Source organism: Nitrospiria bacterium (assembly GCA_035517655.1).
Classification (GTDB): domain Bacteria; phylum Nitrospirota; class Nitrospiria; order JACQBZ01; family JACQBZ01; genus JACQBZ01.
On record DATIYJ010000007.1, the window covers coordinates 17504 to 33978 of the forward strand.

15 protein-coding genes and 4 tRNA genes are annotated in these 16475 nt (G+C 51.4%); 15 read left to right on the plus strand and 4 right to left on the minus strand.

Translation table 11 applies throughout. The annotated features are described in order from the left end of the window. Position 1 precedes the first annotated feature (1 nt). Positions 2 to 1111, minus strand: a complete 1110-nt coding sequence (bioF, locus tag VLY20_00735) for an 8-amino-7-oxononanoate synthase (protein ID HUK55168.1) — start codon at positions 1109 to 1111, stop codon at positions 2 to 4. 26 nt (positions 1112 to 1137) lie between these two features. Here bioF and VLY20_00740 point away from each other — a divergent pair, with 26 nt between their 5' ends. Next, the gene (locus VLY20_00740) at positions 1138 to 2145 is read left to right on the plus strand and encodes a tetratricopeptide repeat protein (GenBank protein ID HUK55169.1); all 1008 of its coding nucleotides are present in this window, start codon (positions 1138 to 1140) and stop codon (positions 2143 to 2145) included. A gap of 8 nt (positions 2146 to 2153) precedes the next feature. Here VLY20_00740 and VLY20_00745 read toward each other — a convergent pair whose 3' ends face one another. Together VLY20_00745 and VLY20_00750 are read right to left on the minus strand one after the other, a co-directional pair. Next, positions 2154 to 3452, minus strand: coding sequence for a transglycosylase SLT domain-containing protein (locus VLY20_00745; protein ID HUK55170.1), 1299 nt, complete (start codon positions 3450 to 3452; stop codon positions 2154 to 2156). A gap of 618 nt (positions 3453 to 4070) precedes the next feature. Continuing rightward, positions 4071 to 4883: a biotin/lipoate A/B protein ligase family protein gene (locus VLY20_00750; GenBank protein ID HUK55171.1), complete on the minus strand. Its 813-nt coding sequence runs from the start codon at positions 4881 to 4883 to the stop codon at positions 4071 to 4073. A gap of 107 nt (positions 4884 to 4990) precedes the next feature. Between VLY20_00750 and VLY20_00755 the strand changes: the two genes are divergently transcribed. The 9 genes from VLY20_00755 (at position 4991) to VLY20_00795 (ending at position 14650) form a co-directional block, all read left to right on the plus strand. Further along, positions 4991 to 5371, plus strand: coding sequence for a hypothetical protein (locus VLY20_00755; GenBank protein HUK55172.1), 381 nt, complete (start codon positions 4991 to 4993; stop codon positions 5369 to 5371). A 199-nt stretch (positions 5372 to 5570) separates the two neighbouring features. Then, positions 5571 to 6713 (plus strand): alanine--glyoxylate aminotransferase family protein, encoded by a 1143-nt coding sequence (locus VLY20_00760; protein HUK55173.1) that lies wholly within the window; start codon positions 5571 to 5573, stop codon positions 6711 to 6713. Positions 6714 to 6718: 5 nt separating this feature from the next. Continuing rightward, the gene (gene serA / locus VLY20_00765) at positions 6719 to 8323 is read left to right on the plus strand and encodes a phosphoglycerate dehydrogenase (GenBank protein ID HUK55174.1); all 1605 of its coding nucleotides are present in this window, start codon (positions 6719 to 6721) and stop codon (positions 8321 to 8323) included. A gap of 37 nt (positions 8324 to 8360) precedes the next feature. After that, the gene (gene hisZ, locus VLY20_00770; GenBank protein ID HUK55175.1) at positions 8361 to 9635 is read left to right on the plus strand and encodes an ATP phosphoribosyltransferase regulatory subunit; all 1275 of its coding nucleotides are present in this window, start codon (positions 8361 to 8363) and stop codon (positions 9633 to 9635) included. A gap of 23 nt (positions 9636 to 9658) precedes the next feature. Beyond that, positions 9659 to 11044 (plus strand): replicative DNA helicase, encoded by a 1386-nt coding sequence (dnaB, locus tag VLY20_00775; GenBank protein ID HUK55176.1) that lies wholly within the window; start codon positions 9659 to 9661, stop codon positions 11042 to 11044. Between the two features lie 40 nt (positions 11045 to 11084). Further along, positions 11085 to 11276, plus strand: a complete 192-nt coding sequence (locus VLY20_00780) for a twin-arginine translocase TatA/TatE family subunit (protein HUK55177.1) — start codon at positions 11085 to 11087, stop codon at positions 11274 to 11276. A 351-nt stretch (positions 11277 to 11627) separates the two neighbouring features. Next, positions 11628 to 13280: a tetratricopeptide repeat protein gene (locus tag VLY20_00785; protein ID HUK55178.1), complete on the plus strand. Its 1653-nt coding sequence runs from the start codon at positions 11628 to 11630 to the stop codon at positions 13278 to 13280. Positions 13281 to 13548: 268 nt separating this feature from the next. Beyond that, positions 13549 to 14064, plus strand: coding sequence for a prepilin-type N-terminal cleavage/methylation domain-containing protein (locus tag VLY20_00790; GenBank protein ID HUK55179.1), 516 nt, complete (start codon positions 13549 to 13551; stop codon positions 14062 to 14064). 85 nt (positions 14065 to 14149) lie between these two features. Continuing rightward, entirely contained in the window at positions 14150 to 14650 is a 501-nt protein-coding gene (locus tag VLY20_00795; GenBank protein HUK55180.1) for a prepilin-type N-terminal cleavage/methylation domain-containing protein, read from the plus strand. A gap of 9 nt (positions 14651 to 14659) precedes the next feature. Here VLY20_00795 and VLY20_00800 read toward each other — a convergent pair whose 3' ends face one another. After that, entirely contained in the window at positions 14660 to 15391 is a 732-nt protein-coding gene (locus tag VLY20_00800) for a hypothetical protein (GenBank protein HUK55181.1), read from the minus strand. A 260-nt stretch (positions 15392 to 15651) separates the two neighbouring features. On the opposite strand from VLY20_00800, the gene VLY20_00805 reads away from it, so the two are divergent. The 5 genes from VLY20_00805 to VLY20_00825 all read left to right on the plus strand — a co-directional run. Next, a tRNA-Thr gene (locus VLY20_00805) sits at positions 15652 to 15724 on the plus strand. A gap of 101 nt (positions 15725 to 15825) precedes the next feature. After that, positions 15826 to 15907, plus strand: a tRNA-Tyr gene (locus VLY20_00810). A 99-nt stretch (positions 15908 to 16006) separates the two neighbouring features. Beyond that, positions 16007 to 16081, plus strand: a tRNA-Gly gene (locus tag VLY20_00815). A 133-nt stretch (positions 16082 to 16214) separates the two neighbouring features. Then, positions 16215 to 16290, plus strand: a tRNA-Thr gene (locus VLY20_00820). A gap of 53 nt (positions 16291 to 16343) precedes the next feature. Further along, positions 16344 to 16475: GTP-binding protein (locus tag VLY20_00825; GenBank protein ID HUK55182.1), on the plus strand; the 132-nt coding region annotated here is incomplete at its 3' end.

The following is a 16475-nucleotide window of genomic DNA, read 5'->3' on the forward strand; positions in this document are numbered from 1 at the left end:
ATTAAAGAATCCTCAGTGAACGGGCGATCCGGCCGAGCGAGTCCAGCACGCGGTCGAGGTCTTCACGGGTATGCGAAGCCATGATCGTGGTGCGGATACGGCTGGTTCCCTTGGGAACGGTGGGGGGGCGGATCGCCGGGGCGAAAACCCCGGCCTCCAGAAGGCGCTGCGACACGGTCATGGCCGATCGGTCGTCGCCGATCATGATCGGAATAATCGGTGTCTCGCTGTTCAGAAGATCAAAACCAAGGGACTTCAATCCGTCCGCATAGTAGGCGCGATTTTGCCAGAGGCGTTCTCGACGTTCGGGTTCCTCCCTCAGCAGGTCGAATGCGGCCAGCGCCGCCGCGGCTGAGGCGGGAGGGAGGGCGGTTGTGTAGATGAACGTTTTGGCTTTATTGATGAGATAATCGATCAAGACGCGGCTCCCGGCCACATAAGCCCCGAAACCGCCGAGGGCTTTGCCGAGCGTTCCCATCTGGAAAACCCTGCCGGGTTTGAGACCGAAATGCTCCAAAGTTCCCCGGCCTTCTTTCCCGATCACCCCCGTGGCATGCGCGTCGTCGACAAACACGGCGGCGCCGTGGCGTTCGGCCAGTTCGACGAGGTTGGGTAACGGAGCGATATCGCCGTCCATGCTGAAGACGCCGTCTGTCACAATAAGGGTCGGTTGATCCGCCGGTCTTTTAGCCAACATCCGCTCGAGTTGATCCAGATCGCCGTGTTCGAAAACGCGGAAGCGACAACCGCTCATGCGGCAGCCGTCGATCAGGCTCGCATGGCATAACCGGTCCGCGATCAGAAGACCTTGCGAAGGGATCAGGCAGGATAAGACCCCCAGATTAGCCATATAGCCCGTGCTGAAGACCAGTGCGGATTCCGTTTGTTTAAACTGCGCGATCCGCTCTTCCAGGGCCTCATGGGGGGGGGCATTTCCAGAAATCAATCGGGAGGCCCCGCTTCCGAATCCATACTGTCGGATGGCGGTGATTGCGGCCTCTTTGATACGAGGGTGGTCGGCCAGACCCAAATAGTTGTTCGAGGAAAGAAGGATGACGGATCGGCCCTCGATCATCACGCGCCCGGGATGACCGTGCGGATCCGGCTCCACCCGCCGCAGGCAACGGAATAGTCCGTTTGCGTGAAGCCGTTCAATCGCATCTTGATGAAAGTGAAAGTCCATTGCGGTCAGGGTATCAGCATATACCGCGACTCTTTTTGTGTCAACACAAGGCCTTTGACTTTTCCGCTCATTTAGGCTATAACTACTCCGCTTTTAAATTAAGCAGAGGGAGTATGGCCTACAAGATTCGGGTTGCGAGCAGAAAACAGCAATTAAAAAAACCGGATGAGTTTATCGGCACGGTGGATTGGCTGGGCGAGCAAATTCGAAAGCATGCCGGACTTGTCTGGGCGATATTCGTCGTTGCGGTGGTCATTGCTGCGGGTATCGGAGTTTTTTGGTATTACCAACACCAGCAGGAGATGCACGCCTTGGCCCTGGAGTTTCAAGGCTCGGAATATTACCGACAGCAACCTCCTGCGGGTGAAAAGACGACGACCGCATCGAAAGAGGAAAATTACAAAAAAGCCATAGAGCAGTATCAGAAAACGATTCAAGACTATCCGGGAACCCCGTCCGCTTTTATCGCACAGCTTTACATTGGCAATACGTATATGGAGCTTAACGATTTTGACTCGGCCGTGTCGGCCTATCGGTCGTTTCTTGAAAAAGAACCGAAAAACGATATTTGGGCGGGATTAGCTTATCAACGATTGGGGTACGCCTTTCTGGCTAAAAATGATTTCGAGGAAGCCCAGAAGGCGTTTGAGTCGGTCGGTCATCTTACGGGGGCTCTGAACAAGGACCAAGCCGACTACGAATTGGGCCGTATAAATGAAACCCTCGGCAAAAAGGAGGAGGCGATCAAACGGTATCAGGAAATTACCCGGCAGTTCTCGGATTCATTATTTCTGGCGGAGGCCCAGAGGCGCCTGACCGCTCTGGGTGTTACCGAAGTCAAGCCGGAACCAACCAAGAATCCGGTGATCATGTCGCCCTCGAACAAACCAATAACCGTTGTTCCAACGCCTCAGCAGAAACCGGCTCAGAAGGGGCCGTCGACACCGACGGAAAAGAAATAGACGGTGAGTTATAGGTCTTTGGACTGGAATCCGAGAACCAACTGATCCCCGGGTCGAATCTTACTATGTCTGCCCAACCCGTTGAAACGCTTTAGATCCTGAATCCTGACATTAAAACTCTTCGAGATATCCCAAAGCGTGTCCCCATCCTTGACGCGGTACAAAATTTTCCCTGTGTCGTCGCCGGAAGGCGACCGATCCTGTTTCTCCAGGGAGGCCATCTCGATGGGAGGCCTCTTCGGAGCCGACCTTATCTTGGAGCGACGATGATTCATCGCGGTCATCGGACGGGATTCAGGCTCGCGGGGAACAACCCGGAGTTTCGGGATGAACAAAAGGTCTCCCTGGTGCAGCAATTGTCCCGGAGCAAGATGATTAATTTCTCGGAGAAGTGCAACCGATGTCCCGAATCGCTTGGCGATGATGCTCAGTGTGTCGTTCCTGCGGATGTTGTAGTGCGTTCCGATGATCTTGCGTTCATCCGGGATTTGAGCGTAAGCGTCCGCAAAGGTCTGTTGTAGGCCTACCGGAAGCCTCAGGGGATATTGATCCAAGTACGGAGGCGTCAGTTCTGTCCGCAACTCGGGATTCAACTCCTTGAGATCTTCATAACTGATCCCCGCGGCTTGAGCCATGACGCGAAGATCGGCCGAGCCGGGTACCGAAACGGTATCAAATTTGAGGGGTTCATGATAGTCCAAGGTGAATCCGTACTTTTCAGGGTTTTTTGCGATGATCGTTGCGGCCATGAATTTCGGAACATACCCCTTCGTTTCCCGACGGATATATCGGGTCGATCGCAAATCCCAGAAGTCGTCGGCCTTCGCTCTGACTAAGGCCCGTTGAATTTTTTTCTCCCCGGCGTTGTAACCGGCCATAGCCAGAGGCCAGGATCCAAACCGATCGTAGAGATCTTTGAAATATCGGGCCGCCGCGTGGGTTGATTTGATCGGGTCGCGTCGCTCGTCGACCCAGTTGTCGATCCGGAGGCCGTACAGTCGACCGGTTCCTTTAATGAACTGCCAGGGTCCGACCGCCCGTGAGCGGGAGTAGGCATAGGGATTGAAACCGCTTTCAATCAGGGCGACAAACACCAGGTCTTCCGGGAGACCCTGTTCCTTGAAAATTTGACGCATGACCGGGATGTACCGTCCTGAACGCTCCAGCCACAATTTAAACTTATCCCGGATTTCGGTTTGGAAATATTCGATATAATCCTCTACGCTTTCGTTTCGCACAATCGGCACGTCGTAGGTGGCTTCCTCGACATCGGATTCGGTCGTCGTTTCACTTGAAGATCCATCCAAGGAATCGTTCGCGGGTTCGCCATACGCGACATTCTGTGATGTTTCCGGTTGTGCCGCTACCCGAGAATCGTCGACGGAAGGTGTTTGATTTGGAGACAAGTTTGTGTCGGGGTTTGTGACTTGTGTGCCGGGAGTCGTGGTCTCGGTCGCTGGGGATGGGTCCATCGGAGGGGAAGAACGATTGACATCCGCCTGGTTGTTTTTTGATTCAACTCTAGCCGGGCCGGCGTGCGATTTCGGCGTGACCTCCGATGCTTCCGTTCTTTCCGGAGTTGTGGGTGCAAACCCGGTCGGTGAGAATGACGGCTTGGTTGACAGGTGTGCCTTCTTTTCATTATTGTAAGGGCTGCTGCAGGAAACGAGAATCAGCAAGCAAAGCAACCAGAGGAATTGTTTGGGAAGCAGCCGGATCATATCCCGCCTTTCCGTTATGGGCCATCTGAAGTTGATGTTCAAAGTTTAAATCAGCCGTCGGCCATTTCGAAAATGCCCTATCCTACATGCTCTATTACCCGATGTCAAGAATTTTACTCACTTTATCCGCCGGGTGTCTTCAGGGGGGTATACTAGTACTTAATGATACCTGATTTTTATGGATTGTCAAATGAAACAGAGAGGTTATCCAAGCCGGTTCCATGCATGATCGGCATATCTTGTTCCGGCGAGGTGATGGGCCCGTTCCAATTCCTGGTCGGTCAGACCAGCCGGCTCAAGTTGAATGGCCAGCGCTTTCTCGAATCCGCTTGCGATCCGGTTTGCAACGGTTTTTGGATGAACATGCGTCGAAAGCAGATTATAAAGTCCGCCGATGCGGTTTCGACCCTCTTCGATCATCCTGGCCCGCTGGGCCTGATCCGGAAAACGAAACAGTTTATAGTAAAACACCGGATCGAAATCGAGAAGCAGAGAGCCTTGCTGAAGCATCCCATCCTTCCATCGACGTTGTGCACTGCCGATGATTTTCCGGCCGTTGCAGATGATTTCATACCAGGAGGCGGACATAAAACAAATGGGCGAGCGGCCCATATTGCGGACGGGGGATCGAACGGGTTCGGCATGCAGACCCAATTGATGGAGCCCTTCAATCAGACCGCGGCTAATGGCTAAGAATGTTCCACGGATGGTGTTTGGGAGCTCCGGAACATAAGCCCGGGAAGCTACGGAGTAGGTCAGGTCGTGTCCGTGCAGCACCGCCCTTCCCCCGGTCATCCGCCGGATAACCGCTATCTTTTCCGTCTGGCAAACGGTCTCATCGATATCGCGGTCGACCTTTTGAAAATAACCGATGGTTAGTGCCGGGCGCGCCCAGCGATAGAGACGAAGCGTGGGAGGAGAGAGTCCCTGTCGGCAGGACTCCGCGATCGCTTCATCGACCGCCATATTCCAGGCGGCTTCACCCGGATCATCTTCGACGAGTCGCCATTGATTCACTGGCTGTTCCTGATCACTCACTGTTGTTTCGACGAACTCTAGTCTTGTTGATGTTTCTGTTGCGGCAATATTGTATAATACAACTTCATCGACTGCAAGGGGCGTTCGTGAAGCTTTCAAATCGGGTGGTGGTGCGTTTTCTGACCGGTGCGACGCTGGAGGGTGAACTTTTACGGTTTGACCCGGCCGCCAAACGATTAAAACTACAAACAGCCTCCGACGTTCACGACATCGACTGTTCCGTTTTGAAAGCGATCTTTTTTCTCCGTCCGCCTGATGCGGAGCCGCTCTCCGAATCGCTCTTGATGCCCGCCGGGAAAAAAGTCCGCGTGCGCTTCGCCGATGGCGAGGAAATTGCGGGATACACATACGGTCTTCGTCCACTGGAAGACGGATTCTACCTTTTCCCAATCAACCGGAACGACCGCAACGAACGGATTTTTGTGATTAAAAAAAATGCCATTCAAATACGTACGGAGGAGAAATAAGCCGGTTTTGTATCGGGGAAGTGAATTCAACAACGGTTGTTCGTGACTTGACAAGAGGGGATGGTTGTGTTAGCGTAACCACGGTTTTGTGAGTCCGAAAATCGGGCTTGTGGAACTCCCTGAAAGCTCCTGTGCGGGTAGAGAGATCTGTGCCCTGCAGGAGCATCAATTATTCTTTATCCCGAGGAGATTGACGGTTATGCGAAAGCGTTATCTTTTGGCTCCCGGCCCCACGCCGGTTCCTCCCGAGATACTCCTGGCCATGGCCCAACCTATTTTGCATCACCGTGCGCCTGAATTCGCCGAGCTGTTGGGCCACGTAAGAGAGGATTTGAAATGGCTGTTCCAGACTCAACAGGATGTGATCACTCTGGTTTCAACCGGCACCGGAGGGATGGAAAGCGCCGTGTCCAATTTCTTGTCGCCGGGTGATAAGGCGATTGTGATCAACGGCGGGAAGTTCGGCGAACGTTGGTTGAAGCTCTGTCAAGTGTACGGGGTCAAAGTGGAAGAGATCAAGGTCGAATGGGGCTATGCGGTCGATCCACAGCAGGTGGCTCAGGCCTTGAAGAAAGACCCTGCCATTAGGGCAGTGTATGTCCAAGCCAGCGAATCTTCCACCGGCGTGGCGCACGATGTGAAGGCATTGGGTCAAATCGTCAAACCGCTCGCGGAGACGATCTTGGTCGTGGATGCCGTTAGCGCGATGGGGGTGTTTGATCTGCAGACCGATTCGTGGGGTCTGGATGTGGTGGCGACGGGTTCGCAGAAGGCCTTGATGCTACCGCCCGGTCTCGCCTTCGTCAGCGTCAGCGAAAAGGCCTGGCGGATGAGCGAAAAAGCGAAGAACAGCAAATTTTATTTTAATCTGAAAAAAGAGCGTGAGAGTCAGTCAAAAAACCAGACGGCATACACCGCCGCGGTGTCCTTGATTGTCGGACTGCATGAGGTGCTCAAACAACTGAAGGCCGAAGGCCTAGCGAACATTTTCGCGCGTCATAAGCAGTTGGCTCATGCGATGCGGCAGGCCATGTTGGCGGCCGGCCTGACCCTGTTTCCCAAGCAGTCGCCCAGCGACGCTCTAACGGCCGTCAATGCGCCGGAGGGGGTGGACGGGCAGGCGGTGTACAAAACCTTGCGCGAGAAATACGGGATCACGGCGGCCGGAGGACAGGATCACCTCAAAGGGAAGATTTTCCGGATCGCCCATATGGGTTATGCCGATCTCTTTGACGTGATTATTGCGGTGTCGGCGGTCGAGATGGTGATCAAGGGTTTGGGCTATCCGGTAAAAATGGGCGAGGGGGTTCGGACAGCCGAAGAGCTCTTGATGAAAAAATAGAATCCATGTCAACCGAAGGAGAAAAGAAAGTGAAGGTGCTGGTCAGCGATGCCCTTTCTGAAAAGGGCGTCGACATTATGAGGCGGTCGGGATTGGACGTGGACGTGAAGACCAAGCTCGGGCCGGACGAACTCTTCAGCGTGATTCCGGTTTACGACGGATTGGTGGTGCGAAGCGCGACCAAGGTGACCCAGAAACTGATCGAGGCGGCAAAGCGCCTCAAGGTCGTCGGCCGCGCCGGTTCCGGCCTCGATAATGTTGACCTTGCGGCCGCCACTAAACACGGCATCGTGGTGATGAACACCCCCGGCGGCAACACCGTGACGACGGCCGAACATACCATGGCGTTGCTTTTTTCATCGGCTCGAATGATCCCGCAGGCTACGGCTTCGATCAAGGCCGGCAAGTGGGAAAAAAATAAGTTCATGGGGATGGAACTTTATAACAAGACGCTTGGAATCATCGGAATCGGTCAGATCGGATCGTACGTGACCAAATTGGCCCAGGGCGCCCAGATGCAGGTCATCGCCTACGATCCGTACCTTTCCGAGGAAAATGCCAGGAAAATGGGTGTGGAACTGGTGGATTTGAACGATCTGTACCGTCGATCCGATATCATTTCGGTGCACGTTCCGTTGACGGCCGAGACCAAATCGCTGATCAATGCCGACGCCATCGGCAAAATGAAGGATGGGGTTCGGATCATCAATTGTGCGCGGGGCGGCATCGTGAACGAGCAGGATCTGTACAATGCGTTGGTGAAGGGCAAGGTCGCCGGCGCGGCGATGGATGTGTTTGAGCAAGAGCCGGTTGATCTGAAGAACCCCCTTCTAACGTTAGAGAACGTCATCTGCACGCCGCATATCGGCGCGGCGACAACCGAGGCGCAGGAAAATGTAGCCCTGGCGATAGCGGAACAGATTGCCGATTATCTGATCCGCGGCGTAATCCGCGGAGCGGCCAATATCCCCTCCGTCCCGGTCGACCTCCTGCCGAAAATCCAACCCTATCTGACGTTGTCCGAGAATCTGGGTGCGTTTCTCGCACAGAGCCATGAAGGCGGTCTGGAACAGTTGACGATCGAGTATCGCGGGGATGTCTCCGGACTGACAACCGCCCCCATTACCGTGGCGGCTCTTAAAGGCCTACTCACCCCGATTCTGGAAGAGCCCGTCAATTATGTGAACGCTCCGATTGTAGCCAAAGAACGAGGGATCGAGATAAAAGAAATCAAAAGCGCCGAGGCGGGCGAGTTCACCAGCCTGGTCGTGCTGACGGTTAAAGCCGGCTCAAAAAAAGCTAGCGTGTCCGGCACACTCTACAATCGGAAAGACCCCCGGATCGTCGAGATCGATGGTTTGTCCCTGGAGGTTGTACCGGAAGGGCATATGCTGTTGATGATCAACGACGACAAACCCGGGGTTATCGGAAACATCGGCCGCTTGTTGGGGGACAACCAAATCAACATTTCACGGATGCAATTGGGGCGTGAGCATACCGGAGGAAAGGCCATTTCCGTCGTAGGCATCGATGCGCCCGTGGGTTTAGAGTTGCTTGGAAAACTCAAGAAACTTCCTCATGTGCTTTCCGCCAAACTGATTGAACTTTAACCGGTTGATCGGAGGCGGTTCCATCCCGGTTTAAGTCATGACCAAATTTCAAAACAGCAGTCGCCCGATGCTGCCCAAGGGCCTGGCGACCTTTCTTCCCGAAGCCGCCGTTCACAAACGGCATATCGAGGAGACGGTTCTGTCCGTCTTTTTATCCTGGGGCTATCGGGAAGTTATTCCGCCCATTTTTGAATATCTGGACGTCATTACCGTGGGTATGGGTGAAGACCTGGTCGAAAAAGGTTATAAATTTGTCGATCGCGGAAACGGCCGCGTTATGCTTCTCCGTCCGGATGTTACACCTCAGATTGCACGGATCGCGGCGATGTTGATGACCGATGTTCCCAAACCGCTCCGTCTGTGTTATCGCGCGAATGTTTTTAGGCACGAAGAAGAGCATGCCGGTCGGGCGCGCGAGCTTTTTCAGATCGGGGGAGAGCTGATTGGATTGGAAGGTCCTGAAGCGGATGCGGAAGTGATCGCGGTTGCCATCGAAGCGCTGCAGAAAATCGGCCTGACGGAATTTAAAATCGCGATCGGCCAGGTGGAGTTTTTCCGTGGGCTGATGAACGGGATCGGTCTGGCCGCCGATCTGCAGAAGCAGGTTCACGCGGCCATGATCCGAAAGGACCGATCCCGACTGGTCCAAATCTTAAATCAAGGAAACGTGCCGGAAAATAAGTCACGTCAGATAATAACCGTCCTTTCATTATTCGGACAGGAAGAGGCGATCGAACGGGCATGGAGTCTAAGTACGTTTTCTTCTTGTCGGCAGGCTTTGACCCGATTACGGGACGTGTTTCGCATCCTTATTTCATCTGGCTGGAAAGACCATCTCCTGATTGATCTGTCTGAGATTCGCGGATTTGACTATTATACCGGTATAATTTTTGAGGTGTTTGCCAAGGACATGGGTGTTCCCCTGGGCCGTGGCGGACGTTACGACTCCCTGATTGGAAAGTTCGGCGCTCCTTGTCCATCGACGGGCTTTGCATTTGACGCGGAACAGCTCCAATGGGCCTGGCAGAAGACCGTCGGTGGGGGTCCAGAAACCGCGGTCGATATCCTCGCAGTGGACACGCAACGTGACATGATTCGCCTTTTTAAGTTGACTCGGATCATCCGAGAAAAAGGCTATAGAGTGATTCAGCACATTGAAAAAATGGATCTCGCCGAGGCCGTCTATCGAGCCAAGAGGATCGGAGCAAAACAACTGTTTCTATTATTAAATGGCGAAAGGGCCGTCCTGGTCAATTGTCGTACCGGAAAACAACAGAGCGGTAGGATCCCCGTTCTCGTTTCGAAATTATAATCGCTTCACCGGTTGAGGAAAACATGTCCGTGATCGATTTTCCGTCTCGTAAAAATTCTGAAGCTGAAGCGCTTACCAAACTCCCTCCTCAGAACGTCGAGGCCGAGCAGGCCGTGCTGGGTGCAATCCTGATCGATAACGCGTCGCTCAATAAAGCGCTCGAGATCATCCATCCGGATAATTTCTATCGCGACGCGCACCGACGGATTTTCTCGGCCATTCTCGATCTCAACGAGCGGAATGAAGTGGTTGACCTGATTACCCTGACGGATCATCTGAGAAGAAAAAATGAATTGGAGACGGTGGGAGGGGCAGCCTATCTCTCATCCCTCGTCAATAGTATTCCAACCGCGGCCAATATCCGTCAACATTCTCGAATCATTCATGAGAAAGCGATTCTTCGAAATTTAATTTCGGTTGCGACGGACATTGTCGGACAAGGGTATGACGATCAAGGCCGAGTTGAAGAACTCTTGGATTTCGCCGAGCGGAGCATCTTCGGGATTTCAGAAAAAAAGTTAAAACCCTCCTTTGTGGCCGTCAAAGAAATCATCAAAGACAGTTTTGAAACCATCGAAAGGCTGTACGAAAAAAAAGAACGGGTAACGGGAGTGGCCACGGGCTATCGGGATCTGGACGAAATGACTTCCGGTTTGCAGCCTTCCGACCTCATCGTGATTGCCGGCCGGCCTTCCATGGGAAAGACCGCATTGGCGCTGGGCATTGCTCAGCATTTGGGAATCGAAAAGCGGGGTACGGCGGCCGTCTTCAGTTTGGAAATGTCAAAGGAACAGTTGGTGATGCGCATGCTCTGTTCGGAGGCGCGTGTGGATGCGCATAAACTGCGATCCGGTTATCTGGGTCGTGCGGACTGGCCCAAGTTGACCACAGCCGCCGGAAGAATCGCCGAAGCCCGAATCTTTATTGATGACACGCCGGCGCTCTCCGTTCTGGAAATGCGGGCGAAGGCCCGGCGTCTGAAAGCGGAGCATGGTCTGGATCTGATCATCGTGGACTACCTTCAACTTATGCGCGGACGCGGCGATGCCGACAATCGTGAGCAGGAAATCTCGGAAATTTCTCGATCGCTGAAGGCTTTAGCCAAAGAACTTCAACTGCCGGTTGTGGCCATGTCTCAATTGTCGCGTGCGGTTGAGAACCGTGCAGATAAACGACCGATCCTGGCTGACTTAAGGGAGTCAGGAGCCATTGAACAGGACGCGGATATCGTCATCTTTATTTACCGGGATGAAGTCTATCGCACCACGGATGAGAATAAAGGCATAGCGGATATTATTGTAGGAAAACAACGAAACGGACCAATCGGCAACATCAAACTGGCTTTTCTGGATCGGTACACTCGATTCGAAAATCTCGAAAAAGTCCATGAAGAGGTGGAAGAGTTTTGAGCCGCGTTATTCCTTGTTCTTATTCCTGAAGGGGTAAGCGATGTTTGGATTAGGACTTCCTGAGATTGTTGTAATTCTAATCATCGTGCTTGCCGTTTTCGGAGTCGGGAAACTACCGGAGGTCGGTTCTGGCCTCGGAAGAGCCGTCCGGGGATTTAAGAAATCGGTGTCGGAGCAGACGGAGATCGACGTCACTCCCCCCAAAGACCATTCAGGCGACAAAAAAGACTGAAGACCTCCCGTAGGCCCCTATTTTACCAAGCAATTGCCTGGCTTACCTTGACTTCTCAAAACTCTCGTGTTTTAATTAACAAAGAGGTAATTCATTGCTTCATTGCAAACCGGATAAAAGGGGCTCTTGGTTGGACTGAATATTCCCACCAAAGCACAATCGAGCATGATGAAGTTTCTTATAAATCGATCTGTTCTTGTTGTTTTTTCACTAGGTCTGCTATCCTGTACCCCCGTATTATCAAAAAATACGGAGTTAGTCGGTCCTAGTTCCGAAATCACCCACACAAAATCAAGCCTTGGTAGAGATCCGCGTTCGTATTACCATTTTCTTCGTGCCTACTCGGCTGAAATGGATAATGATGATGAACTTGCGCTAAAAGAATATCTGGCTGCGCTCCAATATGATCATCAATCCGTCTTGCTCTTAACGTCGACAGCATCTCTTTTGATGAGGAGGGGGGATATCGCCGGTGCGACGACCTATATTCAGTCCGCACTTCGCCTCGAGCCTGATAATATCAATTCTTTGATGTTTTTGGCGGGACTGTACTCGAGTCGTGGGCAATATCAACAGGCCATCCAAGTCTATGACGGCGTCATTAAACTGGATCCTACGCAGACAGAGGCCTATCTGACTGAAGGAACCTTGTACGCGAATCAAGAACAATTCGACCGTGCCGTTTCCGCAATTAAAAAAGGAATCGAGACCGATCCCTCTTCGCCGCTTGGATACTATTACTTAGGAAGGGTCATCAGCGACCAGAAAAAGTATTCAGAGGCGGTTCTGGCGTTCGAAAAAGCAATCTCTCTAGCACCCACATTTGAATCGGCCTATCTGGGGTTAGGAGCGGCCTATGAAGCCCAAGGCGAATCGGAACGGGCCCGACAGACTTATCGCAAAGTCTTGGAGGAGATTAATCCGCATAGCCGAGAGGTGCGATACCACCTTGTGCAGTTGGACATTGAGCAGAAGGCCTATGACTCCGCGTTAGCCATGATCAACCAAATCTTGGCAGATGATCCGGATGACATTGAAGCCCGTCTGCGAAAAGGTTTAATCTATTCTGAAATAAAGGAATTCGACAAGGCGATTGGTGAGTTGCAGGCGGTTACAGCCGTACGTCCCGATGAGTTGAAAGTGCGTGATTACCTAGCCTATCTTTACGAAGAAACCAGGGACTATAAAATGGCCATTCAGGAATATCGGGCGATATTGGAAATAGATCCCAATTATGTTGAGGCTCATCTCCATTTGGGCAACCTTCTCAATCGTATGAATAACACAAGCGAGGCCATTGACCATCTGACACGAGCTATTGCCATCGATCCGAAACGCACGGAGTCCTATCTGTTTCTAGGATTGACCTATTATCAGGCGGGAAATTATGAAAAAGCAATGGAAGTCTTTAAACAGGGAATTGCCCAAGATCCGAACAACCCTGAGCTCTACTTTAACATTGGTGCCGTTTTTGACAAAATGAACCGTTTTAATGATCTTGTCGCAGCCATGGAAGAGGCGATCCATTTAGACCCCAAACATGCCAATGCGTTGAACTACTTGGGTTATACTTATGCGGATCGGGGAATAAAGCTGCAGGAGGCGCTTGATCTTATCAATCGTGCACTGACGGTTAAGCCGGATGATGGTTACTTTATCGATAGTCTGGGATGGACTTATTATAAAATGGGGAGAATCGACGAAGCCCTGATCCAGCTGAACCGCGCCGTGGTACTGGTTCCGGACGATGCCGTTATTCAAGAACATCTGGGCGATATCTATTTAAAAAAATCATTGCCACGGGAGGCGAAAGAGGCTTGGTTAAAATCCCTTGAACTCGATCCCGATAATAGTAAATTAGCAGAGCGCTATAAATCGGCTGGTTTCGGTGATCCGGCAAAAGAAGAACGGATACAAAAAGCACGCCTTCGAGATTCAACAACCATTCCTTTGAAAAACGGTCGAGAGTTGACCACAGAACAATCGCAATCCATAGTCCACTAAATAAACCTAAATTAAAAAGTGAACGGATTCCAGCTCCGGATGGAACTGCCGAAATTTGTCATGTTGGTTCCAAAGATTGACCGCTCTGTTCATAACGGCTCGATCATAACTAAGGACAGGATGTTTTTAATACATTGATTTTGCAGTTGTTTCAAGCTTTAAATTTTTATTATATTCCTGGCATGATTGCTGCAAATTAGCTATGCAGGGCAATAAAACGTTAAAAGCAATAAACCGATCACAGGAGGGATACATCATGTTAAAGTACATGCACAGCAAAAAGGGTTTCACCTTGATCGAGCTGATGATCGTGGTGGCCATCATCGGTATCTTGGCGGCTATTGCGATTCCTCAGTACATCAAGTACATTAAACGGTCGCGGACCAGCAATGCCGTGGACCATACCCGGATGATCTGTAACGCCATCACGGACTGGGTTTCCGCTCCGAATATGGCGGATGGGGATATTGTTACATATGCAATCCCCCCTTACACAACAGCGGGAAAAGACACGATTCCGTTCTATGCAGTTCCGCCTGCTCAGAGTCATTTCCCATCTGAAGGGGATTGGTTGACGAATGGCGATCAGTACTACACTTATGCCATTGATTTGACGAACCCCAGTGACCCGGTTATAACGGCGTCAGCTAGAAACGGCCTCGCGGATCCGTCGGTTTATGGAGCCACGATTCAGGCTGGCGGATTGAGTGTAGTGTTGGTTGCGCCCAATAACAGCTTGAGCGGTTGCAAAGCCAACGTTGAAGCTGTTTCTACCGCATATTGACAGTGGTTTGGTACAGGTATGTATGATTGTAGGGGCGACCGCTTGGTCGCCCCTACGTTCATATTTCGATGGGGAGGATAATGCGATGGATGATCAGAAGGGTTTTACAATCATTGAATTGATGGTGGTCGTCGCGATTATCGCCGCCTTGGCCGCCATCGCTTATCCCATCTACACGAATTATGTCTACCGTGGCAAACAGGTCGAGGCCAAAACGCTGTTGATGACCATCAAGGTTGAAGAAGAACAGTACCGTGCGGAGAACAACTGCTATACCACCACCCTCGCCAACTTGTTGGAATCAAGCAAGCTATTTTCAAACAACCGCGTCTATTCAAGTGGCGCCACACCGGCCGGGACCGTCACGATCACGGGTACCAATGCCAATGCGTGCACCGCGGACGCAACCCGGCCGGATAATTTTCGGGCCGTCATCACGGGGAGGCTCGCAAACGGGCATCCCACAGATAGCTGGGGCATTTCCGATGCCATATCGTCACCGGTCCATTGCGATGGCAGGCCTTCTTATACGGTGGATCAATTGGCGGCTTGCGCGGGCAGCGCGACCACCGAGATGGAATATTAGTGCGGAGATTTAGAAACTGAGATTCATTCGCCCGCTGTAGGATGGAACCTTTGAAAAATCGGCCTCGGCGACAAAACTGATGATAAAAAGACTGAGTTTGACCCCCACGAAACCTTTAGTTTCGCTGAGACTGGCCGATTTAAGATCAATCAAATCACTTTTCTCCTTGCTCGAGATCCAGACCTCTCCGATCCCCGCATAAGGGGTGACAAACAGGAAGCCCTTGCTGATCGAGATATCGGCGCCATAATCAGACAAATTGATATCATTCACCCCGACTAACTTTGTATAATCACCCCGGATTGCAACGGCCGGTATGACCGAGGTCCCTTCAAGAACGGCCCATTTCAGCTCGCCGCCCATTAATCCGATGTTGGTTCCCGGAACCTTGGCATAACTTAATCCGACATCAATCCCCAGTGGAAGACCTTTCTGTGCGTGGATTTTCGGAAAAACCAGGTAACTGGGAGGCGTTTTGCCAACGGCGTCTGTCCAGAACGATTTGTTGGAATCAATATGAACAGCGGTTGCCTCAACGCCGATATCAAAGCCTAATAGTCCAAGGGAAGCTGCCGGTGAGAGTGGGTTGTAACTAATGGCCAACCCAACCTGTCTGCTGAGATCATCGAACTCGGATTGCGTAAAAGTGTTAGGGAGCTTAATATCGGTTGCAGCGAGTACCGGACTTGAAAGACCGATTAATAGACAAAAAATAGCCGCCACAGACGATTTTGATCTCATGATCAATAAACCTCCTTTTTTGTGAAACGAGGGTGAAAGAGATTGTGATCGAGGGGTTAGAAATAAATGCACTTGACAAATATAAATTTTATGACTAAAATACAAAATTTACACTGACTTTCATTGTGCTACTTTTCTGCTAGGTATCCACGTGTGTGGACGTAACCACGCCATAAAAATATTAGATAAACGCTAACATAGAATTTATGAAATGTAAAGAGCTATCTTTCGTATGTTTCGTTTGTTTTTTAGAGATTTAGGCCACCGTAACTCAGTCGGTAGAGTAGCTGATTTGTAATCAGCCTGTCGGGGGTTCAATTCCCTCCGGTGGCTCCGACAATTTTCCGAAGGAAAAGAATTGTCCCCCATTTACTATTTGCGATTTACAGTTTTGTCGATAGCGGTAAATGGTGAATGGTAAATGGGGAAGTGTAGGGGAGGTACCCAAGCGGACAACGGGAACAGACTGTAAATCTGTCGCCATCGGCTTCGGAGGTTCGAATCCTCCCCTCCCCAGTTTTGGTCCGCTGGGCGAACCAAAACAGAGGATGGAGAATAGAAAATAGAGAATGGGAACAGAGGCCGGTCCAATTTCTATTTTCCATTTTCCGGGTTGCGGGAATAGCTCAGCGGTAGAGCGCCAGCCTTCCAAGCTGGGGGTCGCGGGTTCAAATCCCGTTTCCCGCTCCAGATTGGTTGTGCGGTAGTTATCCGCTTAGACCAGCGCTAGTTGAAGAGAATTTAATCGGCGTGTCAATTTATGGTAATCAAGAAGAAGATAATCAATTGGAAGAATATATTCAATCGAAGGATAAAGCGTGTTGCCCTTGTAGCTCAGTTGGTAGAGCACTTCCTTGGTAAGGAAGAGGTCACCGGTTCAATCCCGGTCGAGGGCTCCAGGATCGCTGCATACACAACCATTATCGGGTCGTTGATTAGTTAGGGAGGTTTTATGTCGAAGGCGAAATTTGAGCGGACGAAGCCGCACATCAATATTGGGACGATCGGGCATGTGGATCACGGGAAGACGACGCTGACATCGGCGATCACGAAGGTATTGGCGGAGAAGAAGATGGCGGAGTAT